The organism is Enterococcus cecorum DSM 20682 = ATCC 43198 (assembly GCF_000407565.1).
In the GTDB taxonomy this organism is placed as follows: Bacteria; Bacillota; Bacilli; order Lactobacillales; family Enterococcaceae; genus Enterococcus_E; species Enterococcus_E cecorum.
In genome coordinates, this window is the sequence record NZ_ASWI01000003.1 from 355,668 (window position 1) to 379,082 (window position 23,415).

General features: G+C 38.3%; 27 protein-coding genes. 20 read left to right on the forward strand and 7 right to left on the reverse strand.

Going from position 1 to position 23,415, the window contains the following annotated elements; translation table 11 throughout:
• Positions 1-132 precede the first annotated feature (132 nt).
• The 6 genes from I567_RS02490 to I567_RS02515 form a co-directional block, all read right to left on the reverse strand.
• Positions 133-693, reverse strand: coding sequence for a hypothetical protein (locus I567_RS02490; protein ID WP_016250663.1), 561 nt, complete (start codon positions 691-693; stop codon positions 133-135).
• A complete protein-coding gene (locus I567_RS02495) occupies positions 686-1,420 on the reverse strand; it encodes an ABC transporter permease (protein WP_016250664.1) in 735 nt (244 codons plus the stop codon). Before I567_RS02495 ends, I567_RS02490 begins: the two co-directional genes overlap by 8 nt.
• Positions 1,417-2,304: an ABC transporter ATP-binding protein gene (locus I567_RS02500; protein ID WP_016250665.1), complete on the reverse strand. Its 888-nt coding sequence runs from the start codon at positions 2,302-2,304 to the stop codon at positions 1,417-1,419. The genes I567_RS02495 and I567_RS02500 overlap by 4 nt, the downstream gene beginning before the upstream one ends.
• Positions 2,305-2,455: 151 nt before the next feature.
• Positions 2,456-3,016 carry an Rgg family transcriptional regulator gene (locus I567_RS12335; RefSeq protein WP_016250666.1) on the reverse strand — a complete coding sequence of 187 codons (561 nt, stop codon included), beginning with the start codon at positions 3,014-3,016 and terminating at the stop codon, positions 2,456-2,458.
• Positions 2,988-3,299 (reverse strand): helix-turn-helix domain-containing protein, encoded by a 312-nt coding sequence (locus I567_RS12895; protein ID WP_016250667.1) that lies wholly within the window; start codon positions 3,297-3,299, stop codon positions 2,988-2,990. Before I567_RS12895 ends, I567_RS12335 begins: the two co-directional genes overlap by 29 nt.
• Positions 3,300-3,608: 309 nt before the next feature.
• The gene (locus I567_RS02515) at positions 3,609-3,827 is read right to left on the reverse strand and encodes a hypothetical protein (protein WP_016250668.1); all 219 of its coding nucleotides are present in this window, start codon (positions 3,825-3,827) and stop codon (positions 3,609-3,611) included.
• Positions 3,828-4,197: 370 nt separating this feature from the next.
• Between I567_RS02515 and I567_RS02520 the strand changes: the two genes are divergently transcribed.
• The 12 genes from I567_RS02520 (at position 4,198) to I567_RS02575 (ending at position 14,774) form a co-directional block, all read left to right on the forward strand.
• Complete coding sequence (locus tag I567_RS02520) at positions 4,198-5,151, forward strand: metal ABC transporter substrate-binding protein (protein WP_016250669.1); 954 nt, start codon at positions 4,198-4,200, stop codon at positions 5,149-5,151.
• Positions 5,152-5,159: 8 nt separating this feature from the next.
• Complete coding sequence (locus I567_RS02525; RefSeq protein ID WP_016250670.1) at positions 5,160-5,840, forward strand: metal ABC transporter ATP-binding protein; 681 nt, start codon at positions 5,160-5,162, stop codon at positions 5,838-5,840.
• Positions 5,813-6,631, forward strand: a complete 819-nt coding sequence (locus I567_RS02530) for a metal ABC transporter permease (protein WP_016250671.1) — start codon at positions 5,813-5,815, stop codon at positions 6,629-6,631. Before I567_RS02525 ends, I567_RS02530 begins: the two co-directional genes overlap by 28 nt.
• 246 nt (positions 6,632-6,877) lie before the next feature.
• Positions 6,878-7,714 carry a pur operon repressor gene (gene purR / locus I567_RS02535; RefSeq protein ID WP_016250672.1) on the forward strand — a complete coding sequence of 279 codons (837 nt, stop codon included), beginning with the start codon at positions 6,878-6,880 and terminating at the stop codon, positions 7,712-7,714.
• Between the two features lie 15 nt (positions 7,715-7,729).
• A complete protein-coding gene (gene glmU / locus I567_RS02540; protein ID WP_016250673.1) occupies positions 7,730-9,103 on the forward strand; it encodes a bifunctional UDP-N-acetylglucosamine diphosphorylase/glucosamine-1-phosphate N-acetyltransferase GlmU in 1,374 nt (457 codons plus the stop codon).
• A 389-nt stretch (positions 9,104-9,492) separates the two neighbouring features.
• Positions 9,493-10,470 (forward strand): ribose-phosphate diphosphokinase, encoded by a 978-nt coding sequence (locus I567_RS02545; RefSeq protein WP_016250674.1) that lies wholly within the window; start codon positions 9,493-9,495, stop codon positions 10,468-10,470.
• A 126-nt stretch (positions 10,471-10,596) separates the two neighbouring features.
• A complete protein-coding gene (locus I567_RS02550) occupies positions 10,597-11,247 on the forward strand; it encodes a tetratricopeptide repeat protein (protein ID WP_016250675.1) in 651 nt (216 codons plus the stop codon).
• 166 nt (positions 11,248-11,413) lie between these two features.
• On the forward strand, positions 11,414-11,605 hold the full coding sequence (locus tag I567_RS02555; protein ID WP_016250676.1) for a hypothetical protein: 192 nt from the start codon (positions 11,414-11,416) through the stop codon (positions 11,603-11,605).
• 618 nt (positions 11,606-12,223) lie between these two features.
• The gene (locus I567_RS02560; RefSeq protein WP_016250677.1) at positions 12,224-12,613 is read left to right on the forward strand and encodes a MarR family winged helix-turn-helix transcriptional regulator; all 390 of its coding nucleotides are present in this window, start codon (positions 12,224-12,226) and stop codon (positions 12,611-12,613) included.
• Positions 12,614-13,570, forward strand: a complete 957-nt coding sequence (locus tag I567_RS02565) for a VOC family protein (protein ID WP_016250678.1) — start codon at positions 12,614-12,616, stop codon at positions 13,568-13,570. It abuts the gene before it with no gap.
• Between the two features lie 17 nt (positions 13,571-13,587).
• The gene (locus tag I567_RS02570) at positions 13,588-14,166 is read left to right on the forward strand and encodes an alpha/beta hydrolase (RefSeq protein ID WP_016250679.1); all 579 of its coding nucleotides are present in this window, start codon (positions 13,588-13,590) and stop codon (positions 14,164-14,166) included.
• A 128-nt stretch (positions 14,167-14,294) separates the two neighbouring features.
• Positions 14,295-14,774, forward strand: a complete 480-nt coding sequence (locus I567_RS02575) for a hypothetical protein (protein WP_016250680.1) — start codon at positions 14,295-14,297, stop codon at positions 14,772-14,774.
• Between the two features lie 44 nt (positions 14,775-14,818).
• Here I567_RS02575 and I567_RS02580 read toward each other — a convergent pair whose 3' ends face one another.
• Positions 14,819-15,580, reverse strand: a complete 762-nt coding sequence (locus I567_RS02580) for a hypothetical protein (RefSeq protein WP_016250681.1) — start codon at positions 15,578-15,580, stop codon at positions 14,819-14,821.
• A gap of 366 nt (positions 15,581-15,946) precedes the next feature.
• Between I567_RS02580 and I567_RS02585 the strand changes: the two genes are divergently transcribed.
• The 8 genes from I567_RS02585 to rsmB all read left to right on the forward strand — a co-directional run bounded on the left by I567_RS02585 (position 15,947) and on the right by rsmB (position 23,395).
• Positions 15,947-16,171 carry a YdbC family protein gene (locus I567_RS02585; RefSeq protein WP_016250682.1) on the forward strand — a complete coding sequence of 75 codons (225 nt, stop codon included), beginning with the start codon at positions 15,947-15,949 and terminating at the stop codon, positions 16,169-16,171.
• Between the two features lie 3 nt (positions 16,172-16,174).
• Positions 16,175-17,029, forward strand: coding sequence for a YicC/YloC family endoribonuclease (locus tag I567_RS02590; protein ID WP_016250683.1), 855 nt, complete (start codon positions 16,175-16,177; stop codon positions 17,027-17,029).
• A gap of 131 nt (positions 17,030-17,160) precedes the next feature.
• Positions 17,161-17,775 carry a guanylate kinase gene (gene gmk, locus I567_RS02595; RefSeq protein ID WP_016250684.1) on the forward strand — a complete coding sequence of 205 codons (615 nt, stop codon included), beginning with the start codon at positions 17,161-17,163 and terminating at the stop codon, positions 17,773-17,775.
• Positions 17,776-17,780: 5 nt separating this feature from the next.
• Complete coding sequence (gene rpoZ, locus I567_RS02600; RefSeq protein ID WP_016250685.1) at positions 17,781-18,080, forward strand: DNA-directed RNA polymerase subunit omega; 300 nt, start codon at positions 17,781-17,783, stop codon at positions 18,078-18,080.
• 84 nt (positions 18,081-18,164) lie between these two features.
• Positions 18,165-20,579, forward strand: coding sequence for a primosomal protein N' (gene priA / locus I567_RS02605; protein WP_016250686.1), 2,415 nt, complete (start codon positions 18,165-18,167; stop codon positions 20,577-20,579).
• A 12-nt stretch (positions 20,580-20,591) separates the two neighbouring features.
• Positions 20,592-21,086 carry a peptide deformylase gene (gene def / locus I567_RS02610; RefSeq protein WP_016250687.1) on the forward strand — a complete coding sequence of 165 codons (495 nt, stop codon included), beginning with the start codon at positions 20,592-20,594 and terminating at the stop codon, positions 21,084-21,086.
• A 4-nt stretch (positions 21,087-21,090) separates the two neighbouring features.
• Positions 21,091-22,038: a methionyl-tRNA formyltransferase gene (gene fmt / locus I567_RS02615; RefSeq protein WP_016250688.1), complete on the forward strand. Its 948-nt coding sequence runs from the start codon at positions 21,091-21,093 to the stop codon at positions 22,036-22,038.
• Positions 22,031-23,395, forward strand: a complete 1,365-nt coding sequence (gene rsmB / locus I567_RS02620; protein ID WP_016250689.1) for a 16S rRNA (cytosine(967)-C(5))-methyltransferase RsmB — start codon at positions 22,031-22,033, stop codon at positions 23,393-23,395. The genes fmt and rsmB overlap by 8 nt, the downstream gene beginning before the upstream one ends.
• Positions 23,396-23,415: the final 20 nt, after the last annotated feature.

The window sequence follows — 23,415 nt, forward strand, 5'->3', positions numbered from 1 at the left end:
AATGTCTAGCTGCTGAACGCCGATTAAAACCAAAGATGTGATCCGGGTCTTTGCAAAAGGCCGTCTATTAAGCTCGTGAAGTAAATCAAAAAACAAGCAGTCCGTGATTGTTGGACTGCTTGTTTTTTGTTTTTAAGATAAAAAGGTTTGTATGAGAAATTGGCCGAAACTAAATCCATGTTTGAGCGGAAAGACCATCCCAGAGTAAAACAAGAGAATCGTGTAAAAGAAATCAACCACGACGGAAATTCTTTGATAGCGAATGGTCAGCCAAATCACGAGTTGATACAAGGCGAAAAATAAAATGCCGCAAAATAGTGCAATCCATAAACTACCTAATTGTACGGGAATACTTACTGGTGAAATAAAGGCTGCACAAAGTAAAAATAAAAGCGCGGAGTAGGTAAAATAAATGACTGCTCGCTTAGCATAAACTTGAAAGACGCCTTGACTGGAAAGCTCGATATACTTGATTTGATCGGTGCGGATTTCATATTCTAATTCTTCATTGGCTAAAACAATCATATTGGTAAAGGCAAAGAAGAGTAGATATAAAAAGAGATTCACCTCAGGATTTCCTTTTAAAATCAGTAAGGTCCCGCATAAAAAGATGACTAAATACAGTCCATCTGAGAAGCTGTCAAAGCCATAGCGTTTTTTATTATAGATAAAGCGCAGGAATTCATTATACATTGAAAATCGCTCCCTTCTTTTTTGCGTGTGAAAAGAGGGCATAAAAGACGAGTAGGCCAATCACCCAATAAATAATTGCGTATAGACTAAGAATGCTCGCTGTAGCCAAATTGGGTTGTAGAATAAAGCTACGTAAATACTGATAAGGAAACAAATAAGTAAGGACGAGATTGGTAGACTGCGTTAAAATCCCGGTAAAAAAGAGCATAAAATACGAAATTAACCCTGTAACACTTGAAGTGCGACTATATAAAAGGCTAAATCCGGCAAATCCTAAGCCCATTCCATACAGACCAAAGATAACCACAAAGCAAAGTAGAAAAATCAGGAGGCTACCTGCAACGCCATGATTAAACGGTACTTTCATAACGAAGGCAATCAATAAGAATAGTGGAATCGCCTTTACCAAATCAATCAGCATCTGCACAATAATCTTTAACAACAAGACACTAACCAAGCTTTTGCGACTTTGAATCACGCTGATGAGAGTGCGATCATAGACTTCATCTTCTACAAAAAACGTTGGATGCGTGATACTGTGGGTGGCAAAATACCAAGTAAATAGCAAGAAAAAGAGTGCTTCAACAGATTGGTGGCCCGTAAAATAATCTAAATAACCCGAAACCATAATCACGATTGAGAGATTAGCAAAAAGCAAGTTCAATTTAAATTGGCCCATTTCTTGCAACTGGCGGAAAAATTCACGCGTTAAATCACTTAAACTCATGCAATCACCTCGTATAAAATGTCATCCATATCCTGCAATTCAACCTTAAAACTCAAGACTTTAAAGTTGCGTAAAATCTCATCTTTTTGCGTTTCTTCTTTACAAGTAAACTGGATCGTTTCTTGCGTTTCTTCAAAGTGAAGTTCAGGAAATTTTGCTTGCAAGGCTGATTTGCTTTCTAATGGACAGGTGAAATGATAACTCAACCAATCTTGCTCACGACCAAATAATTGTGTAAATGATCCATCCTTGGTGAGTTTGCCTTGGTTCATAATTAAGATCCGACTGGCAAAATCTTTGGTGAAGGTAAAATCATGGGTCGTCATAATGATGGTCAGGTCGCGCTTTTGCTGGATTTTGGCTAACGTTTCTCCTAATCTACGCTTGCTGACTACATCTAAGCCATTCGTTGGTTCGTCCAAGCAGAGAATTTCTGGTTGGCATAAAAGCGCAATAATTAAGGAGAGTTTTTGGCGGTTCCCTTGAGAAAGCTCAGAGACCAAGGTGTTTTGATACGGAGTGAAATCAAACCATTCGAAATAGTCTAACATTTCTTGTTGCACTTGTTTGACAGAGAGTTGGTTTAGTTTCAAAAAATAGTGGATATTTTGCAGGGCAGTCAAATAGTCATAATAGCCACGTCCGCTTTCTAAGACGAATTTGACTTTTTGGTGGATATGACGGTCGGTATTTGCCAGACCATCGACGAAAATCGTGCCCTGATCTTGATTAAATAACCCAGAAATGAGTTTGATTAAAGTAGACTTCCCGGCACCATTCATCCCCATGACTGCCACAGTTTCCCCTTTGTGAATGGTTAATTGTTCAATAGTCAATACTTCTTTGTGATGAAAGCTTTTCACCACCTTGTTTATTTCAATCATTTTTAACTCCTAATTATTTTTTATGTCACGGATAAATTGCTTACACTTTATGCTATTAATTGATAAGACTTATCCTTTTTTTGATAGTATCATGAAAAAGTTTACCGTAAAAATTTTTTACATATATGAAAATCTATAAGAATAAGAAACGTTATAAATGTTTGTTTAAATGCTCAATAAAATTTTCAGCTAAGTTCTCGCTATCGACAAATTGAAATAATTCAATACATTTTTTCATTTCGAGTAAGGCTTTTTGATCTTGAAATTTCTTAAACTTGTAAAAATTTTTTGCATATTTAAATACAAGTCTTTCGTATATTTCTGCTTCTTGAAAGTAGGCAAGTTCCAACTGCTTTTCAAAATATTGAGCGTCTATCCATTCTTCAAACTCAATACAGTAGATATAAGCATTCACATTCATAGAAGCAATAATTCGGCGATATTTTGGAATGTTTGTATATAAATCTGTTCGGCGGTTCATCTCTTTTAGCAGAATCATTCTTGTTTGGTGATTCATTGCTTTCATAGAATTAGAAAAAAGTAAGAGTTCATACATTCCCCAGTCATCAATAGAAAGAAGATAGTCGGATAAATAACGGATATCTTCTTCAGTGTAAAGTTTTTCACCGGATAAATCATACAAGCATATTTGGATGAGAATATTGGATAATTTTTTATTTTTATCAGTTATATTCTGTTGTGTATACAGCAATTTTTTTTAAAGATTTATCATTCCTTGTGATGGAGTACTCGTTAATTTTTAGTAACAATTCACTCAAAGGGGACATTTTATAGTTATTAACAGCATACATAAATTCTTCAAGCAACATATTTAATTCATTTAAAGAATATAGAAACTTAGATATTGTTAAATCGGAAGTTCCATTTTCAAACCTAGATAATTGAGCCATCGATAGGGATTCATTGGCAATATTTTTAAGCGTTAAATGTCTAGATTCTCTAAATTTTTTGAAATATTTTCCTAAATTATTCATTGAGTAACCTCGTTTGCATATATGAAAATTTTAAAGGTAAGATGATAACAATGATATCTGTGAATTTTCTTTATTTCATAGGCGTGATTCAAGTTGAGGCAGGCTTCTTTTAATCGTTCTTTCATTTAATTATATAGTAATGTTAATAAATGAACAATACAAAAAACAGACGCACCTAATTTATTGGCACGCCTGTTCAAGGAGTTAAAAATGAAAAAGTGTTTATAAGGGTTGTTGTTATTGGGATACTTATATACTAATAGAGAAATATGAAGAAACTTTGAATAAATCTTTAGGAATGTGTAAAAACTAACTTATAGTTGATATTTCTTCTTTTGTGTATGCAACAGCTGCTTCATTTGGATCGATATCTTCAAGTAGATTCTTATAAAATGAATCAATAATAACTTCACCATCTTCGTTGATTAGGTCTTCATTTCGTAGTTGGTAAATATAGCGAAGGACTAATTCGGTTTCTCGTTCATCTAACGCTGCTACAACATTTGCTAGTTGTTCTTTCTTAGTCATCCTTTAGCACACCCTTTTATATTTCTCAGATTTATTATACTGTTTTCTTAACAAATAGGATAGCGATAAACAAAAAATGGGCCTAAACGACTAAAAGCTAAACAGCACGTGGCCATTTAGCTTTCAATACAAGGAGTTAAAAATGAAAAAGTGTTTATATAGGGTTGTTTATTGGGATACTTAAATCATAAAGCAGAAGTGTGAAGAAACTTTGAACAAAAAGTAAAAAAAGTTTCAAAAAAATCTAGGCCATTTTCCTTGACGCTTGCGAAACTATCTGATAAATTAAGGAATGCTGGATAAATCGGAATATTACGATTTACATTCCGATTTAGATTTACAACCTAAGGAAAGGACTAATAAATAATAAATGAAGCGAATTGTAGCTGTTATTACATTAATATTTACGATAGGGCTTTTGGCTGGTTGTCAAAATCAGGAAAAAGCGAGTCAATCAGAAAATCAAAAAGTTCAAGTCATGGCGACGTTTTATCCGATGTATGCTTTTTCTAAGGCGGTAGTAGGTGATACGGGTGAGGTAAAGCTACTGATTCCTGCGGGGACAGAACCGCATGACTATGAGCCAAGTGCCAGAGATATTGCAAAGTTAAATGAAGCGGGCTTGGTCGTGTATAATAGTAGTCATTTTGAGACGTGGATGACTGATGTGAAGCAAAATATTGACGCCAAGCACACGCAACTTGTGGAAGCTAGCACCGGTATTCAGTTACTAAGTGGTGAAGAAGAACATGAGCATCATGCGGAAGAGACATATGAACACGATCATGACCATGGTGATGTCAATCCTCATGTTTGGCTCGATCCGGTCTTAGCACAAAAAGAAGTGACCAATATTCAAAAAGCATTAAGCAAGCGATATCCGAAGTATCAAGCAACCTTTAAGAAAAATGCTCAAGCCTATATCAAAAAACTACAAGCTTTGGATCAACAATACCGCGAGGCTGCACAAAAAGCGACGAATAAAACGTTTGTCGTACAACATGATGCCTTTGTTTATTTAGCGAAACGTTATGGATTAGAGCAAGTGGCGGTTACTGGGCTTTCTCCAGAGGAAGAGCCTACACCAAGTCGTTTAGTTGAGTTGAAAAAATATATTCAAAAAGAGCAGATTCATGTGATTTACTTTGAAGAAAATGCCTCAGCCAAAGTAGCAAAAACCCTAGCCAAAGAAACTGGGGTACGCTTACTAGTCTTAAATCCGCTCGAAAGTTTAACCAAAGATCAATTGGCAGATGGCGAGGATTATCTCAGCGTGATGCAAGCAAATTTACAAGCTTTACAACAAACCTTGAATGAAAAGTAGGTGAAAAGATGCGCTATATTGAAGTCGAAAATTTGAGCTTTTATTATGATGAAGAGCCAGTCTTAACCGGGATAAATTATCATGTTGATGCGGGCGAATTTGTTACTTTAACCGGGGAAAATGGTGCGGCAAAATCGACCTTGGTGAAGGCGACATTGGGCTTATTAAAACCAAAGACAGGCACAGTGAAGATAGCAAAAGAAAATATCGAGGGCAAGAAACTCAGTGTGGGCTATATTCCGCAGCAAATTGCCTCGTTTAACGTTGGTTTTCCAAGTACGGTTTTGGAATTGGTGCAGTCAGGGCGTTTTCCTAAAGATCGTTGGTTCAAACGTTTAACAGACCGTGATCACGAGCATGTGAAAAAAGCTTTGGATGCAGTAGGAATGTGGGAGATGCGCCATAAAAAAATCGGCGAGCTCTCTGGTGGACAAAAGCAGCGAATCAGCCTCGCGCGTGTGTTTGCGACTGATCCAGATCTTTTCATTTTGGATGAGCCAACGACTGGGATGGATGAAAAATCGCGCAATAATTTTTATAAGTTATTACGACATAGTGCCCATCAACACCAAAAAGCGATTTTGATGATTACCCATGATCATGAAGAAATCAAAAATTATGCAGACCGCCAAATTCATTTGGTGCGAAAGGAGGATTCCCCATGGCGTTGCTTTCATATGAATTCATGAGACGAGCCTTTTTAGCGGCGATTTTTATCTCAGGTATTGCACCGATGTTAGGGGTATTCTTAGTTTTACGCCGTCAATCTTTAATGGCCGATACTTTATCACATGTCTCATTAGCGGGGGTGGCACTGGGCTTTTTCCTTAATTTGAGTCCAAATGTAACGACTTTGCTGATTGTGATTTTAGCAGCGATTTTACTGGAATATTTGCGCAGTATGTTTCATAGTTATTCCGAGATTTCGGTGGCTATTTTAATGTCGGGTGGACTAGCCTTAGCACTTGTTTTGATGAAATTAAGTGGCGGTAATTCCTCAACAAGTATTCAGTCTTACTTATTTGGTTCGATTGTGACGATTACCAATAGCCAAGTGTGGTTTTTAGGCATTTTATTCGTCGTGATTTTCTTGAGTTTCTTGCGTTTTCGCCGACCAATGTATATTTTAACCTTTGATGAAGCCACGGCCCATGTCGATGGGTTGCCGGTGCGCTTAATGTCGATGTGTTTTAATATTTTAACTGGAGTGGCGATTGCGATTATGATTCCGATTGCTGGCGCGTTATTGGTTTCAGCAATTATGGTTTTACCGGCAGCGACAAGTTTACGAGTGGGTAAAGGCTTTAACCAAGTGATTTATTTGAGTATGTTTATCGGCTTGGTGGGAATGCTTAGTGGTTTAACGAGTTCCTTTTACTTGGATACCCCACCGGGAGCGACGATTACACTTGTGTATATTGCGATTTTCTTGTTGGCTAATGTGGTGCGCATCCTAGTTATTCAAGCAAAACGAAAATAAGTGAGAACTAAATGATGGACAGTCTTCTAAATAAGAGGACTGTTTTTTGCTGCAAACTAGGAATGATTTTTGTCAATCATTCTCTTTCATTCGTTTTTTTACGTTGATTTAGATAATTTTACGAACATTTTTCGATAATTTATGCAAAAACTCTCGCAAAACTCGTATTTTTTGATTATAATGGAAAGGAAAATATTTGAAAAACTTAAAATTAAGAACAAATAGCTTTTGAGGGGAGAAGAATCTATGAAAATTCGTCGGAGTGAACGCTTGATTGACATGACTAACTATTTATTGTCACATCCACATGAATTGATTTCGCTAAGTTTATTCGCAAAAAGATATGAATCTGCCAAGTCATCTATTAGTGAAGATTTAGGTATTGTGAAAAAGACCTTTAAAGAGCGCGGTATAGGCTTGTTAGAAACTTTGCCAGGTGCTGCAGGTGGTGTGGTGTTTATCCCGGTGATGGAAGAAAAAGAAGCGTATGAGTATGTGCACAAATTAGCCGAACGTTTATCTGAGCAAGACCGTTTATTACCAGGTGGCTATGTGTATTTATCTGATCTTTTGGGCGAGCCCGAATTATTACGCCAAGTGGGTCGCATTATCGCTTCAAAATATTTAGATAAAGAAATCGATGCTGTAATGACGGTTGCGACAAAAGGGGTTCCTATTGCTCAAGCGGTATCTTATTATTTAAATGTACCGTTTGTGATTGTGCGTCGTGATTCTAAGATTACAGAGGGTTCAACAGTTAGCGTGAATTATGTTTCAGGCTCATCAGAACGTATCGAAAAAATGGAATTATCTAAGCGCAGTTTACGTCGTGGCTCACGCGTGTTAGTGGTAGATGATTTCATGAAAGGCGGCGGTACAGTAAATGGGATGAAGAGCTTGATTGAAGAGTTCGAAGCAGAATTAGTCGGCATTACCGTCTTTGCTGAAGGAAATTTCAAAGGTAAACGTGTGATTGATGAGTATAATTCCTTATTATTTGTTAAAGATGTCAATACGCAAGATAAGACCATCTCTGTTGTACCAGGGAATTACTTTAAAGAATACGAAGAAAAATTGAATTAGAATAGAGGAATTATTTTGGAAAATCGTTATGTAATTATTATGGCTGCTGGTAAGGGTACCCGCATGAAATCAAAATTATACAAGGTACTACATCCGGTATGTGGTAAAGCCATGGTGGATCACGTGTTAACGCAAGTTGAAAAATTACAACCTGCGCAAATTATTACGATTGTGGGTCATGGTGCTGAAATGGTCCAAGAACGTTTAGGCGGTCGTAGTCAATATGCCTTACAAGCCGAACAACTAGGAACAGGTCATGCGGTGATGCAAGCCAAAGAAGCGCTAGAAGGCAAAAAAGGTACAACTTTAGTCATTAGTGGGGATACACCGCTATTAACGAGTGCGACTTTACAACAATTATTTGACTATCATGAGCAAAATCAAGCCGCAGTGACTGTATTAACTGCGCATGCGGACAATCCAACTGGGTATGGACGCATTATCCGCAATGAAGCTGGCGATGTACAAAAAATCGTGGAACAAAAAGATGCTAATTCACAAGAAGCCGCAGTCCAAGAAATCAATACCGGAACTTATTGCTTCGATAATGAATTGTTATTTGAAGCCCTAAGCCAAATCACAACGGACAATGCGCAAGGTGAATATTATTTAACTGATGCCTTAGAAATTTTGAAAAATGCTGGCAATAAAGTGGCCGCTTATCAAACGGATGACTTTGAAGAATCACTAGGGGTTAATGATCGTGTGGCACTTGAAACAGCTAATCAAATCATGCGCAAACGAATTAACCGTCAACATATGATTAATGGGGTTACTTTTGTCGATGCAGCAAATACTTATATTGAAGCAGACGTTACAATTGGTTCAGATACGGTGATAGAAGCAGGCGTTATCTTAAAAGGTCAAACTAAGATTGGTCAAGATTGCTATATCACAGCGCATAGTGAAATTGTCGATAGCGTGATTGAAGATGGCGTGACCATTAAACATTCTGTCGTGGAAGAAAGTATTGTTCGCACAGGTGCAGATGTCGGTCCATTTGCGCATCTACGTCCAAAAGCAGATATCGGTGTGAATGCTCATGTCGGTAACTTTGTGGAAGTGAAGAAAGCAACGATTGGTAAAGATACTAAAGTAGGACATTTGACTTATGTCGGCGATGCAACTTTAGGCGAAAACATCAATGTCGGTTGCGGGACGATTTTTGCTAATTATGATGGTAAGAATAAACATCACAGTACAATCGGCGACAATAGCTTTATTGGCTCAGGCACGATTATTGTTTCACCAGTGAATATGGAGAAAAACAGTGCCACGGCTGCAGGTTCAACCATTACCCAAGACATTAGCGAGCACACCATGGCCATTGCCCGCGCCCGCCAAGTCAACAAAGAAAACCTAGCCAAAAAACTACCATATTTTGAATAAAGGATGTGAAGCAGCTTGGGAAGCCTCGAAGAAATTCGTTTGCTTACCTTCCGCTGAGAAAATCAGATGAAAGGAGATTTTCACAGTGGAAGGGCGAATTTCACAATGTCTAGCTGCTGAACACCGTGAATAAGGATGTGAGGCGACTAGCCAAATAGCAAAAGTTACGTGCTGTTTGGCTAGTTATTTTTTTCTTAATCAGAAATCAAAAGTGCGATTTCTGATAGTTTGCTGAGAGGAAAGCTCTAATTGTTCGCCTATTTAATATTTTAATGAAAAAATCGCCAAAAAACCTTGATTTATGTGCAAAAAATGACTACTATTTTATTTGGAAGAATACGTAAATGTAGTAGTCATTCTGTTTTGTAAAAAAGAAAGTGGAGGTTCTCATGTCAAACCAATATTCTGATCCAAAGTTGAAAATTTTTGCTTTAAATTCTAATCGTCCTTTAGCTGAAAAAATTGCTGAAGCTGCAGGTGTAGAATTAGGAAAATGTACAGTGAAACAATTTAGCGATGGAGAAATTCAAGTAAATATCGAGGAAAGTATCCGTGGGGCACACGTCTATGTTGTTCAATCAACTAGTTCACCCGTTAATGACAACTTAATGGAACTATTAATCATGATTGATGCGCTAAAACGTGCCAGTGCGAAAACAATTAACGTGGTGATGCCTTATTATGGTTATGCTCGTCAAGACCGTAAAGCGCGCTCTCGTGAACCAATTACTGCTAAATTAGTAGCCAATATGTTACAAACAGCTGGTGCCACAAGAATGGTTACCCTTGACTTGCACGCAGCTCAAATTCAAGGTTTCTTTGATATTCCAGTCGATCATTTGATGGGCGCACCATTAATTGCTAACTACTTCTTAGAAAAAGGAATTGTCGGCGATGATGTCGTTGTTGTTTCGCCAGACCATGGTGGGGTGACACGTGCTCGTAAATTAGCTGAATTCTTAAAATCACCAATTGCTATTATTGACAAACGCCGTCCAAGAGCAAATGTGGCTGAAGTAATGAATATTATCGGTCAAGTGGAAGGAAAAGTATGTGTCTTGATTGACGATATGATTGATACAGCCGGTACAATTACCTTAGCTGCCAATGCCTTAAAAGAAGCCGGTGCGAAGAGTGTGTATGCTTCATGTACTCACCCAGTGCTTTCAGGTCCTGCCTTGGAACGTATTCAAGACTCAGCGATTGAACGTCTAGTGGTAACAGATTCTATCAACTTACCAGAAGAACGTAAAATTGATAAAATTGATGAAATCAGCGTGGGCGAATTAGTCGCTGAAGCCATCAAACGTATTCATGAGAACAAACCAGTTAGTCCATTGTTTGAATCAAAACAACCAATGAAATAAAAGTGAGTCCCCTGCACCTGTTGCGGGGGATTTTTTATTATTTGTGAAAAAATTTGGAATGATATATAGTTGAGATGAATAAAAGCTTTTTCAAAGTAGCTGAAAGGCACAGAATAGGGTGATAATATGGATGAAAAATTGATGCAAGCATGGCAATTATTTTCTGAAGGACAAGTCGCACAAGCAAAGAAATTAGTAGCAGCCGATTTTAATTTACTCACTTGTGAAGATGACCAGTTACTCAATTTTATCGGGTATGTGACATTAGCTGAGCAAGATTATGAGGGCGCCATCCAAATCTATCAGCGGTTACTCACAGTTGCTAAAAATCAGCCCGATAGCGAATTAGAGCATATTGCCTGGCATCAACTAGCGATGGTGTACCGTGAAAGCAAGCAATATGAGCAAGCATTAATCTTAATTGAAAAAGAGCGTACCATTATTGATCATTATTTTGCCGATGATTCATTGAAAAAAGCAGTCAATGATTATGAACAAGGATATTTACGATTGAAATTGGGCGATGCGATTACTGCTAAAAAATGGCTGGAAAATAGCTTGCAAGAGTCATTATTAACGGATGATGAGGTCGCAAAAGCATGTAGTTATCGCGGTTTAGGTGAGATTACCTTAGCGCTAAAAGATAAGCAACAAGCAAAAAAATATTTCCAAAAAGCTTATGAATATTTTGCCAAAGTAGATGAAAGGCAAGGAATGAAAGAAGTTCAAAATTTTTTAGCTCAACTTGCCACAACCATTCCCAAGACGGATAATTAATTTGTAATAAGATGGTAGAATGAATTTGATGAAAAGAAGAGGAGGATGCCAGGAATGAAAGCGGTTAAAACTATTCTGCATTGGTTTTTTTGATTTTAATTGGTTTAGTTGGTGGAATGGGCGGCGATCTTAAAGATTTTCAATAAGATAAAGGAAGGTGAGCAGCATGGCTAGTATCCTATGGTTAAAATTTTTGTTTATGATTCCCAGCTTTTTAATGTATTTAGTCGCATTTGTCAGCTATAAAGTACGAGAACAATTAAGAATCCCCTTAATTGTCAAAATTTTGTTAGGCTTACTAGTCATTCTAGCCACACTTTGGATTGTCTATGTTGCACACTTCGGCGTAAATAGCTAAAAGGATGTGAAGCGACGCGGTCAGCTACAAGCGGATAAGTTTGTCCAGAACGTCGGGAAAGTCCGAGAAGTAAAGACTTTCCCAGACGGGCTGGCTTATACGCCGAAGTAGCTAGTCGCTGAACACAGATTAGAAAAAGGTCGTAAGAAGGGTCGATTAGCTCCAAGCAAAAGGTTATCAATCAACTTGGGAAAATACGAGAAAATTCATGTGTTACCTACTGCTTAGAAAATCGGATGAAAGGAGATTTTCTTAAGCGGTAGGGTGAATTTTCCGAGTATTTAGTTGATTGATACCGAGAAAGATAAGGTTGTCCGGAATGTCAGGAAAATCAATCGTATGTTGAGATTTTCCTAGACAGTCCGGCTTAGATGCACAGGAGCTACCCTTCGAACGCCGAGTATAAAGGTCGCAAAGCAGCTTGGGAAGCCTCGAAGAAATTCGTGTGTTACCTACCGCTGAGAAAATTGCTGATTCATAAGTAGTAAAAATGATGACTTCTTACTTCCTAAGTGGGGAGTCTTTTTCTTTGACAAAATTTCACTTTACATGTAAAGTGTTAATCAAGAGGTGAGGAACATAAAAAAATTACCCTTAGCCGTTTTGGTTTGGCTGCGGATGGCTCGACTGACCGCACGCATGAATCAACAATCTAATGAATTTTTACAACAAGATGGGTTAACTGCAGCTCAATTTGAAGTCTTAGTGTTAATCGAACGCTATCAACCCATCAGCCAACAACAACTAGCCAATCAATTAACTGTCACGCAAGGTGGGATTTCGCGGTTATTACAGCGGATGCAACAAGCAGGACTCATTGAAAAGAAGGCTTGCGGAAAGGAAAAACATATTTTCTTATCTGCTTTAGGACAAGAAAAATTAAGTCAAGTTTATGAAAAACAAGTGACTAATCAAGCTAAGATGTTTGATTCATTAACTAAAGACGAATTACAAACACTCTTTCAATTATTAACAAAATTAAGTCAAGAAAAGATAGAGGAGCGATGAATGATGCAAAATACCGGCATTCACCATGTATCAGTTTTAGTAAGAAGTGCAAAAAAAGCTTATGATTTCTATACGAATATTTTAGGCCTAAAGATGTTTTTAAAGACCGTCAATCAAGATGATCCAACCATGTATCACTTATTTTTTTGTGATCAAGAAGCACGGGAAGGGACCGAGTTTACTGTTTTTGAGATGAGTCATTTTCGTGATAATCAATTTGGTACCAATGCGATTGAACGGGTGATGTTTTTGGTGCCATCAGTGGACTCGCTTTACTTTTGGCAAGAACGCTTAGAGAAAATGGGGGTCTTACATTATGGTATCGAGACTTTCCGCAATCAAGAAATTTTGCGTTTTGAAGATTTTGACGGCATGAAGTTAGGGTTGATGGTGGCTAAAGATGCCTCGATTGCTAAAGGAACGCCACATCCAGAAATTCCTGATGAACATTTGATTTTTGGAATGGGGGCAGTCTTCCTACGAGTTCGTTATTTAGAAGCAAGTTTAGACATGTTGACCACCCGCCTAGGATTTACCCAAGAAGAGCCAATCGATTATTTTAATCACACCTTAATTCCTTTACATATCCATAATTTGTGGCAGCACGAAATATACTTAATTGAAGATAAAGACAATAAGCGCGAACGACTAGGCGTAGGAGGTATGCACCATATTGCTTTTGGGGTCGATAATGAAGCAACTTTGGCAGCTTTTGCACAATACTTAGATGAAGAAAATATCCACCACTCTGGAATTGTGAATCGTGAATTTTTCCAATCTTTATATTATCGTGAACCAAATAGTATTTTATATGAAATTGCAACTCCGCCAATTGATCGCGTGCCATATTTACAAACGCCACAAGCGACTTTTGATGAGTATGAATTAATTTTACCAAGCTTTTTAGAAGACCAACGCGCAACGATTGAACGTGATTTAGCACAACAAGAAAGATAAGAAAAGAGGCGAGTTTGATGCGTTATCTTAATAATCGTGGAAGGAATCAACGACTTTTTGTCACTTTTCATGGCACTGGAGGCAACTTATATAGTTTGTATTTTTTAACAGAGGAACTAGATGCTAAAGCGGGTGTCCTTAGTTTTTTAGGTGATAAGGGAGTAGGGGTGAATCGCCGCTATTTCAATCCTTTGGTCAATCAAGAATTGGACCGCGAAGATTTTACGCACCAAGTTTCGCGATTTTTACAACTTTGGGATAGCTTAGAGATTACAGCAAGTGAAATTGTGGCAATCGGCTATTCAAATGGCGCGAATTTCTTGCAAGGGATTTTAAGCCAACGTCCAGATTTTGCGGATCAAGCGATATTATTGCATCCGAGCGATTTTCAACTTGATTTCACGCCTTCAAGTAAACCAAAACGCCTATTAGTGACAGCAGGAAGCCTAGATACCTTGGTGTCACCTGGCGCAAGTATGCAGCTCGTTAAAAGATTACAAAGTGCTTTTCCAGATACACAGTTAGAACTGTTGGATGGAGGACATGGAGTCAGTGATGCTGAAATTGAAAAAGTCAAAAAATGGTTAAATGCATAAGAAAATAAGAGAGTTTGCCATCATGGGTAAGCTCTCTTTTTTTGAGGGTAATTATCAGAAAATTCTTGAACATAACAAAAAAACGGTTACTATAATAGTGAGAGCTCAATAAAAATGAGGTGATTTGGATGAAGCGTAAATGGTTAGGGTTAGTTCTGTTTGTCATTGGGATGATTAGTTTCGGTTGTGGACAAAAACAAGCCAATGAAAGGATTCAAGCAACCGATCAACAAGGCGTGTACACTGTGCAACTGCAAGAAAAGGAAGGATTTGTCGTCAAGGTTGAGGATAAGAAGGCTGTAGAGATTGCTAAAGATAAATATCCGACTGCCATGAAATTACAATTGAATATCAAAGTAGATAAGAATGGTTATGAAATAAAGCTTAAGGATAAGAAAAGCGATATTGGTGCCACCTCACGTCTAAAACTGGATAAATCGTATCAGTATGCGGCGTTTGTAGCTAATAAGGATCAGTTCCCAGAAAAATTAGGCAGTATGATTTTTACCAATGATGAAAAAATTTATCGAAAAGCACAAAAATCGGTGGCCAAGCTTTCTGATTCACAAGCAGCTCAGGCAAAAATTTTTAGTGTGACAACGAAATAAAAAAATGTCCATCCTATTTTACATGAGTAGGGTGGACATTGTGTTTACAGATATAATTCTTCGGCATCTAATTCCCATTTATTTTGTTTTGGATAGTAAGTGAGCGTACCGACAAAATCCTTAGACTTAATGGTTTGTTGGCTTAGCTTCAAACCGGCTTCCTCTGCGGCATAAAGAGGAATTTCAAAAGATTTATTGGTAACTTTAGCTTTTGGAAAGTAAAAAACTAGACCGTCTTTTAATAATTCACGTAAATCTTTGACCAAATCAATGGGTAAAGTCGGTACTTCAATTGGTTTGCGTTTGAAGAAAGGGCGTTGATCATTTAATTCTTGGTAAATAATCCAAGTAATTTGTTTGGCCAAAATGCGATAAAATTCTTCAATATAACGATAATAAACCCGCAATAGGTCATCACCTAAATCGAAGTAGACGAAATTGTTTTGTAATTTATAGAAAAAAGGTGAATGAAGGTGTGTTTTCATATGACCAAGATAGAGTAGCTCGGAAATTTCTAAGGCGGAAAGTTCTTTAATCATGGTTAGGTCAGTAAAATCAATCCAACGCACATCTTGATTGTTACGGCGTTTAGACATGTTTTGTAAAAATTGTTCGACCGCAAAACTACCTTTTATGACTTTTAAGTTCGTATGGTTTTCAAATTCACCATCAAGACTAGCTGGGTTCAGTAAAAGGAGATTATTCGGACGATGAATCAGACCTCGTTGGAAATCTTTAGCTTGGATGCCGCGACTCAAAACGACATTGCTAGTGGTATCCATATGTACAAAAATTGGTGAATTCATCTGACAAACTCCTTTCCTAGTCTGTTTTCATTCTACAATAAAGTAAGGGAAAATAATCATTTCTTTTCTTTTAAAAATATATTACAAAAGATTATCATTAATCGTTTTCATGGAAAATCATTTTCTTTCATTTACATTTTCAACAACAATACCTACCCAAAATGAAAATTTCGCTTTCAAACCAATTTCATAGTATAATAAAAACGCAAACAAACAAAAAAAGCGAATATAATATATAGGAGCGTGATGCGGGTCGGTTAATCCCCTGCAAACGCGGACTAATAGAGGCTATCACTCAGCTCAATCAGACGCGCTTAGATTTGAGTGGTGTGCCTAAAAAATGAAAAAATTGAAGGAGGAAGAGCGATGGCAGATTCATTTTCATTTGAGATTGTCGAACACATTGCCGTATTATCAGAAAATGCAAAAGGATGGAAGAAAGAACTGAATTTGGTGAGTTGGAATGGACGACCACCGAAATTTGACCTACGTGATTGGGATAGCGAACACGCAAAAATGGGCAAGGGAATTACTTTGACAAATGAAGAACTAGCCGCTTTAAAATCGACTTTAGAACAAATGCAGGTGTAAATGATGAAGAGTATGACAGGTTTTGGAAAAGCCAGTGTGGAAGATGAGGTTTATCGTGTAAATATTGAAATCAAGAGTGTGAATCATCGGTTTTTAGATGTGCAATTAAAGCTGCCAACGGGGATGAGTGCTTTTGATTTAGCGATTAGAAAGCAAGTTAGTCAAAAATTGAGTCGTGGTCGGGTCGAATTAATTTGTAAATTAGAGGAATTGCAGGCTAGCTCAAAAAAAGCTAAGGTAAATCATGAATTATTTACCCAAGTGATGGCGCAATTGCCGGAAATTTCACCAGAAAATTTGATTAGTCAATTATTACTTCGTGAAGAATTTATCGAAGTAACCAATCAAGAAATTGCGACAGAGCGTTTGCAAGGTTTGGTTCTTAGTGCTTTAGACCAAGCTTTAGATCAATTAGTGGCAAAAAGAGCGCAAGAAGGTGAGCAAATTTACCAAGTTTTACAGCAGCAAGGTCAAGAAGCAGCCGCCGTCTTAACGCAATTAGTCGCTTTTCAAGATATTTATGAAAAAGAATATCAAGAGCGCTATACAAAGAAATTACAAGATTACTTAGGCGGTGTGGTGGATCAAGATCGCCTTTTAACAGAATTAGCCATTTTATTAGAAAAAGGCGATATCCACGAAGAGATGGACCGCTTGAATATTCATCTACAGACCTATGCCGCTACCTTGCAAAAAAAGGTGCCTATAGGAAGAGAGCTAGACTTTTTAGTGCAAGAAATGAATCGTGAAGTCAATACCATCGGATCTAAGACGAGTCATGTCACCTTAAAAGGCTATGTCATCCAATTAAAGACAATCTTAGAAAAAATCCGCGAACAAATTCAAAACGTAGAGTAAAAAATTAACGCAAAAAAAAGAATGCATAGTTTTTTCCTATAAACTTTCTCATATACGGAATTTATTCTTGAAACTTTTCAAAAAAAAGTGCAAAATGAAATGTAAACAATATAAGTTTGAAAGGACCCATTATGACAGAGCGAGGATTACTTATTGTATTATCCGGTCCATCCGGTGTGGGGAAGGGCACGGTACGAAAAGCTATTTTTGAAAGTAGCGATAATGACTTCCAATATTCAATTTCCATGACGACGAGAAACATGCGTAAAGGAGAAGAAGAAGGTGTCGATTATTTCTTTAGGACAAAAGAAGAGTTCGAAGCCTTGATTGAAGCAGGCGAGATGTTAGAATATGCTGAATATGTCGGCAATTACTATGGTACACCACTTTCTTATGTAGAAGAGACTTTAGCAAAGGGTAAGGATGTCTTTTTAGAGATTGAAGTCCAAGGTGCCCGTCAAGTCAAAGAAAAGGTGCCAGATGGGGTATTTATCTTCTTAACGCCGCCAGATTTGGAAGAATTACGTTCGAGAATTGTCAATCGTGGAACCGATCATGCCGATGTGATTGATCAACGAATGAAAGTAGCGAAAGAAGAGATTGAAATGATGGCTTTATATGACTATGCCGTGGTGAATGATGAAGTACCAAAAGCCGTGAAACGTATCAAAGAGATTATCGCTAGCGAACATTTTCGTGTCGATCGCGTAATTGATAAATATAGAAAAATGATAGAGGAGTTGTAAAAATTATGATGTTAAAACCATCGATTGACTCACTATTAAACCGGGTCAATTCTAAGTATTCATTAGTTATTTTAGCTAGTAAACGTGCACACGAACTAGATGCAGGAGCCCAAGGAACTTTAGACCATTTTGATTCTGTAAAAAGTGTAGGGAAAGCTTTGGAAGAAATTGATGCCTTAACTGTGATTAACGATCCCAATCCTGAGTTGAAGCGTCAAAGACAAAAAATGGAAGAAGAACAACGCAAAGCTCAAAAAGAAGCCGAGCAACGTGAATTAGAAGAAAAAGTTGCCACAGATAAATGATGATGTTAGCCGATATAGAGCCTTGAAAGCAATCTCTATGTCGGTTTTTCATTAGTTGAAATGTTTTAGAAAGCAGGTGAGTAGATGCTTATTGCTCAAGTGATTGTCGATGTGCTGACTATGCAGACAGACCAGCCGTATAGCTATCTGATTCCGGAAAATTTAAGCGATGTCGTTAGTGTCGGGATGCGAGTGGAGGTACCTTTTGGCAATGGAAATCGTCATATTCAAGGCTTTGTCCTCGCAATTGAACAAGTCCATCCAGAAAAAATGACTCAAGACAAAATCGAATTAAAGCCATTGATTCGCTGTTTAGACCTACAGCCCGTACTGAATGATGAATTACTACAACTAGCGGATTACATGAAAGAAACGACTTTTGCTTTTAAGATTACTTGTTTACAGACGATGCTTCCTGCGTTACTAAAGGCTAGTTATGATAAGCAATTCCGCCTATTAAATCCAAAGGCTAAAGTTGCGCCCTACTTTCAGGAAAGTGCCGTCTTATCATTTGCCGAGGCAGAAGAAAAGCAATTATTAGCCGAATTGAAAAAAGCAGTCCAAGCAGAAGAAGTGCGTTTAGAATATTTGGTTAAAAACAAGAATCAAGTTAAGACGATTCGCTATGTTCGTCCGCTATTAAGTAAAGAAGACTATGAGCAATTGCAACTACAACAAAGTAAAACAGCGGTGAGAAAGCAAGAATTATTGCAACAATTAGCGACTTTAGCTTATCTGCCAGTGAAATATTATACTGAGCGCAAAATTTCTACAAGTGTCTTGAATCAAGCACAAGAGCAAGGTTGGTTAGCCTTTGAAGAAGTGGAGGCCTATCGTGATCCTTTTGCTAATCAGACTTTCGAAAAGACCGCACATCTTGCTTTAAATGAGTCGCAACAATACGCCTGCGATATGATTTTACAAGCCAACCAAGCAAAAGAAGCCAAGACTTTCCTACTTGAGGGGATTACCGGTAGTGGAAAAACTGAGGTCTACTTACAAATTATTGATAAAGTCTTGAAAAATGGGCAAACAGCGATGATGCTCGTGCCAGAAATTTCCCTAACGCCACAGATGGTTGAGCGTTTTAAGGGGCGCTTTGGAGATTTGGTTGCGGTGTTGCATAGCGGGCTTTCTCAAGGTGAAAAATATGATGAATGGCGCAAAATTGAACGCAAAGAGGCCCAAGTCGTCGTCGGTGCGCGTTCGGCAGTTTTTGCTCCGCTAGAAAATATCGGTGTGATTATTATCGATGAAGAGCATGAGTCAAGTTATAAACAAGATGAGGCACCGCGCTATCATGCGAGAGATATTGCCATTTGGCGTGGGCAGTTTCATCATTGTCCGATTGTCCTAGGAAGTGCTACTCCATCATTGGAATCCAGAGCCCGCGCCCAAAAGAATGTCTATCAACTCTTAACCTTGCCTAAACGTGCGAATCCCAATGCCAAACTACCGCAAGTAGAAATTGTTGATATGAAAAATGAGGCTAAAAATCCTAAGACCCAGACTTTCTCACAAATATTACAAGATAAAATTGCTGACCGCCTAGCAAAAAAAGAACAGATTGTCTTACTATTGAATCGTCGGGGTTACTCTTCTTTTGTGATGTGTCGGGAGTGTGGGTATGTGCTGCCTTGTCCGAACTGTGATATTTCCCTGACTTTGCATATGGATGTCAAGAAGATGCGCTGTCATTATTGTGGCCATGAAGAAGCGATTCCACATACATGTCCGATGTGTGGTAGTCGAAAAATTCGTTATTATGGCACAGGGACGCAAAAAATTGAAGAAGAAGCGCTAGAGTTGTTTCCTGAAGCGAGAATTATTCGGATGGATGTCGATACCACCCGGAAAAAAGGGGCACATGAACGTTTGTTGAAGGCTTTTGGTGAGAAAAAAGCAGATATTTTGTTAGGTACACAGATGATTGCCAAAGGACTGGATTTTCCGGATATTACTTTAGTGGGGGTCTTAAATGCAGATACTTCACTTAATTTACCGGATTTTCGCTCGAGTGAACGGACTTTCCAACTATTAACACAGGTCAGTGGTCGGGCAGGTCGTGCGCATAAGGCTGGCGAAGTGGTGATTCAAACCTTTAACCCAGAGCATCACGCCATTACACTTGCACAAAGTCAAAATTATGAACAATTTTACTTACAAGAAATGTTTATCCGGCACCAAGGCGGCTATCCACCCTATTATTTCACAGTGAAAATCACTTGTACGCATGAAGTGGAACAAGTCGCTGCCAAGATGAGTTTTGCTATCTATAATCAGTTGAAAAAACATTTGAGTCCGCAAGCTGTTTTTTTAGGTCCGAGTCCTAGTGCAATTATGCGGGTGAAAAATAAATATTATTATCAGATGATTATTAAATATAAACACGAACCACACCTATCAGCTTTACTGAAAGATATACTGATGAAAACACAAGCTGAGCAAAGAAAAGGCTTGTTTGTCTCGATTGACCATGAGCCATTGAATTATATTTAAACGGAGGAATAGATGTTATTAAATATTGTTGAAGTTCCAAATGAGATTTTAAGAAAAGAAACCAAAGACGTGCAGCAAATCACGCCTGAATTACTCACCCTTTTAGATAATATGTACGAAACCATGGTCGCAAGTGATGGTGTTGGGATTGCCGCGCCGCAAGTTGGCTCAGATTTGAAAGTGGCCATTGTGGAAGTAGAAGAAGGCGATAAATTTGAGTTAATTAATCCAGAAATTATCGAACAATCCGGAGAAGACATCGATGTGGAAGGTTGTTTGAGTATCCCGCATTTCTATGGTACAGTCAAGCGTGCAGATTATGTAAAGGTCCGTTTTTATGACCGTCTTGGCGATGAATACGAAGTCGAAGCGGAGGGCTTTTTAGCGCGTGCGTTCCAACATGAGATTGATCATTTACACGGAATTTTATTTACGGATCATTTAATTGAAGAAATCAAAGAAGAAGACTTAGAAAGCTATTATGAATCAAGAGAAAATGAGGAGTGACAAGATGACAAAAGTAGTATTTATGGGCACCCCAGCTTTTTCAGTGCCAATTTTACAAGGATTAGTAGAAGCGGGGTATGAAGTTTTAGCCGTGGTCACCCAACCGGATCGACCAGTAGGCAGAAAAAAACAAATTCAATTTCCACCCGTTAAACAAGCGGCTTTAGATTTACATTTACCTGTGTATCAACCAGAAAAAATCAGCCAATCTGAAGAATTAGACGAAATTATCGCTTTAAACCCAGATGTGATTGTGACCGCAGCTTTTGGTCAGTTTTTACCCGAAAAATTATTGCAAGTGCCACGATTTGGTGCGGTAAATGTCCATGCTTCTCTTTTACCGGCTTATCGTGGGGGCGCTCCTGTTCATTATGCGATTATTGATGGTCAAAAAGAAACGGGTGTCACCATTATGGAAATGATTAAAAAAATGGACGCCGGTGGCATTTATGCCCAAAGTAAGTTACCTATTACGCCACAAGATGATGTAGGTACGATGTTTGAAAAGTTAAGCCTATTAGGACGTGATTTATTATTAGAAACGTTGCCTAAAATTTTGGATGGCTTAAAACCAACTCCTCAAGAAAAAGCACGCGTCACTTTTTCTCCTAATATCACCCGTGAACAAGAAGAAATCGACTGGCAAAAGACTGCCCAACAAATTGATTGCCAAATTCGTGGAATGCATCCATGGCCGGTCGCATTTACCACTTATCAAGGCAAGCGGATGAAGATTTATCGCGCGACTGTTCTTGAGGAAACGACGACGCAAGCACCGGGTACGATTATCGAGAAATCTAAAAAACGTCTAGTGATTGCTTGTGGTCAACAAACGACCTTAGCGATTGACGAATTACAAATTGCGGGTAAGGCGAAACAAACGATTCAAGATTTTCTAAATGGCGTCGGTCAACACGTACAAGTCGGTGAGAAAGTAGGCCTGCATGAGTAAACGTAAAATTCCTAGTAAAATCAAGCATTCGGTACGGTTCGTGACCTTAGATAGCTTATTAAAAGTGAAAAAAGGGGGCGCGTACTCGAATTTATTGGTTGCACAAGCCATTGAAAGAAATCAGTTAAATCCCCAAGATGCTAAATTATATACAGAAATGCTTTACGGGACGATTGCGCGTAGAATGCTGTTAGATTATCAACTGGCGCCTTTTATCCAAAAAGCGAAAAAAGTCGATGATTGGGTATTGGCATTATTAGAAATGTCTTTATATCAATTAAATTATTTGGATAAAGTGCCAAGCCATGCGATTTTCAATGAAGCGGTGGAGATTGCTAAGGTGAAGGGAAATCCTGGGATCGCCAAATTTGTCAATGGCGTCTTGCGTAATATTCAACGACAAGGCGTCCCAACTGTTGAACAAATTCAAGATCCAATAGAGCGTTTAAGTGTGAAAATCAGTATGCCGAAGTGGCTCGTGGAAAAGTTGGTCGCACAAATTGGCATAGAAGAAACCGAAAAATTAGGCTTATCTTTATTTGAACCAAGTCATGTTTCTGCTCGAGTGAATCCGGCTTTGATTAGTCGTACCCAAGCTATTGAGCAGTTAGCTACAGAAGGCATTGAAGCGCGCGAAAGTACGGTGGCACCAGATGGCATTGTGGCGCAAAAAGGCTTTCTAGCAGGGAGTACGTTGTTTAAGCAAGGTGCTATGACCATTCAAGATGAAAGCTCGATGTTGGTGGCCCGTGCATTAGAAGTTCAAGGCAATAGTCAGGTCTTGGATGCATGTGCGGCTCCAGGTGGTAAGACCACGCATATTGCGAGCTTTTTAGATCAAGCAGCCGGCGGAAAAGTCACGGCTTTAGATATCCATGATCATAAAATTAAGCTCATCCAAGAAAATGCCGCGCGTCTACATGTAGATGAGGTTGTACATGCAGTCAAAATGGATGCCAAAACCATTCATGAGCATTTTAAACCTAATAGCTTTGATCGTATTTTAGTGGATGCACCTTGCTCTGGCCTTGGTTTAATGCGCCGAAAACCAGATATTAAGTACCAAAAAACGGTTGAAGATTTTAAACAATTGCCAAAAATTCAATTACAAATACTAAAAAGTGCCGCAAGTGTGTTAAAATCAAAGGGAAGATTAGTCTATAGCACTTGTACAATTGCACCGGAAGAAAATCAAGGGGTAGTGATGCAATTTTTACAGGAGAATCCAGACTTTTCACTGGTAGCGCCTGAAATTTTTGCCCATTTACCTCAAAGTGTGCACAATCAAATGTTGACGATTTATCCACATCAGTATCAAACAGACGGCTTTTTTATTGCAGTCTTAGAGAAAAAATAGGAAAATCGCGTGACAAGTGA

Excerpts from the sequence above, each read along its gene's own strand:
- I567_RS02490 (WP_016250663.1), bottom strand. The coding sequence starts at position 693 with ATGTATAATGAATTCCTGCGCTTTATCTATAATAAAAAACGCTATGGC.
- I567_RS02495 (WP_016250664.1), bottom strand. The coding sequence starts at position 1,420 with ATGAGTTTAAGTGATTTAACGCGTGAATTTTTCCGCCAGTTGCAAGAA.
- I567_RS02500 (WP_016250665.1), bottom strand. The coding sequence starts at position 2,304 with ATGATTGAAATAAACAAGGTGGTGAAAAGCTTTCATCACAAAGAAGTA.
- I567_RS12895 (WP_016250667.1), bottom strand. The coding sequence starts at position 3,299 with ATGAATAATTTAGGAAAATATTTCAAAAAATTTAGAGAATCTAGACAT.
- I567_RS02515 (WP_016250668.1), bottom strand. The coding sequence starts at position 3,827 with ATGACTAAGAAAGAACAACTAGCAAATGTTGTAGCAGCGTTAGATGAA.
- I567_RS02520 (WP_016250669.1), top strand. The coding sequence starts at position 4,198 with ATGAAGCGAATTGTAGCTGTTATTACATTAATATTTACGATAGGGCTT.
- I567_RS02525 (WP_016250670.1), top strand. The coding sequence starts at position 5,160 with ATGCGCTATATTGAAGTCGAAAATTTGAGCTTTTATTATGATGAAGAG.
- I567_RS02530 (WP_016250671.1), top strand. The coding sequence starts at position 5,813 with ATGGCGTTGCTTTCATATGAATTCATGAGACGAGCCTTTTTAGCGGCG.
- purR (WP_016250672.1), top strand. The coding sequence starts at position 6,878 with ATGAAAATTCGTCGGAGTGAACGCTTGATTGACATGACTAACTATTTA.
- I567_RS02545 (WP_016250674.1), top strand. The coding sequence starts at position 9,493 with ATGTCAAACCAATATTCTGATCCAAAGTTGAAAATTTTTGCTTTAAAT.
- I567_RS02550 (WP_016250675.1), top strand. The coding sequence starts at position 10,597 with ATGGATGAAAAATTGATGCAAGCATGGCAATTATTTTCTGAAGGACAA.
- I567_RS02555 (WP_016250676.1), top strand. The coding sequence starts at position 11,414 with ATGGCTAGTATCCTATGGTTAAAATTTTTGTTTATGATTCCCAGCTTT.
- I567_RS02560 (WP_016250677.1), top strand. The coding sequence starts at position 12,224 with ATGGCTCGACTGACCGCACGCATGAATCAACAATCTAATGAATTTTTA.
- I567_RS02565 (WP_016250678.1), top strand. The coding sequence starts at position 12,614 with ATGATGCAAAATACCGGCATTCACCATGTATCAGTTTTAGTAAGAAGT.
- I567_RS02570 (WP_016250679.1), top strand. The coding sequence starts at position 13,588 with ATGCGTTATCTTAATAATCGTGGAAGGAATCAACGACTTTTTGTCACT.
- I567_RS02575 (WP_016250680.1), top strand. The coding sequence starts at position 14,295 with ATGAAGCGTAAATGGTTAGGGTTAGTTCTGTTTGTCATTGGGATGATT.
- I567_RS02580 (WP_016250681.1), bottom strand. The coding sequence starts at position 15,580 with ATGAATTCACCAATTTTTGTACATATGGATACCACTAGCAATGTCGTT.
- I567_RS02585 (WP_016250682.1), top strand. The coding sequence starts at position 15,947 with ATGGCAGATTCATTTTCATTTGAGATTGTCGAACACATTGCCGTATTA.
- I567_RS02590 (WP_016250683.1), top strand. The coding sequence starts at position 16,175 with ATGAAGAGTATGACAGGTTTTGGAAAAGCCAGTGTGGAAGATGAGGTT.
- gmk (WP_016250684.1), top strand. The coding sequence starts at position 17,161 with ATGACAGAGCGAGGATTACTTATTGTATTATCCGGTCCATCCGGTGTG.
- rpoZ (WP_016250685.1), top strand. The coding sequence starts at position 17,781 with ATGATGTTAAAACCATCGATTGACTCACTATTAAACCGGGTCAATTCT.
- priA (WP_016250686.1), top strand. The coding sequence starts at position 18,165 with ATGCTTATTGCTCAAGTGATTGTCGATGTGCTGACTATGCAGACAGAC.
- def (WP_016250687.1), top strand. The coding sequence starts at position 20,592 with ATGTTATTAAATATTGTTGAAGTTCCAAATGAGATTTTAAGAAAAGAA.
- fmt (WP_016250688.1), top strand. The coding sequence starts at position 21,091 with ATGACAAAAGTAGTATTTATGGGCACCCCAGCTTTTTCAGTGCCAATT.
- rsmB (WP_016250689.1), top strand. The coding sequence starts at position 22,031 with ATGAGTAAACGTAAAATTCCTAGTAAAATCAAGCATTCGGTACGGTTC.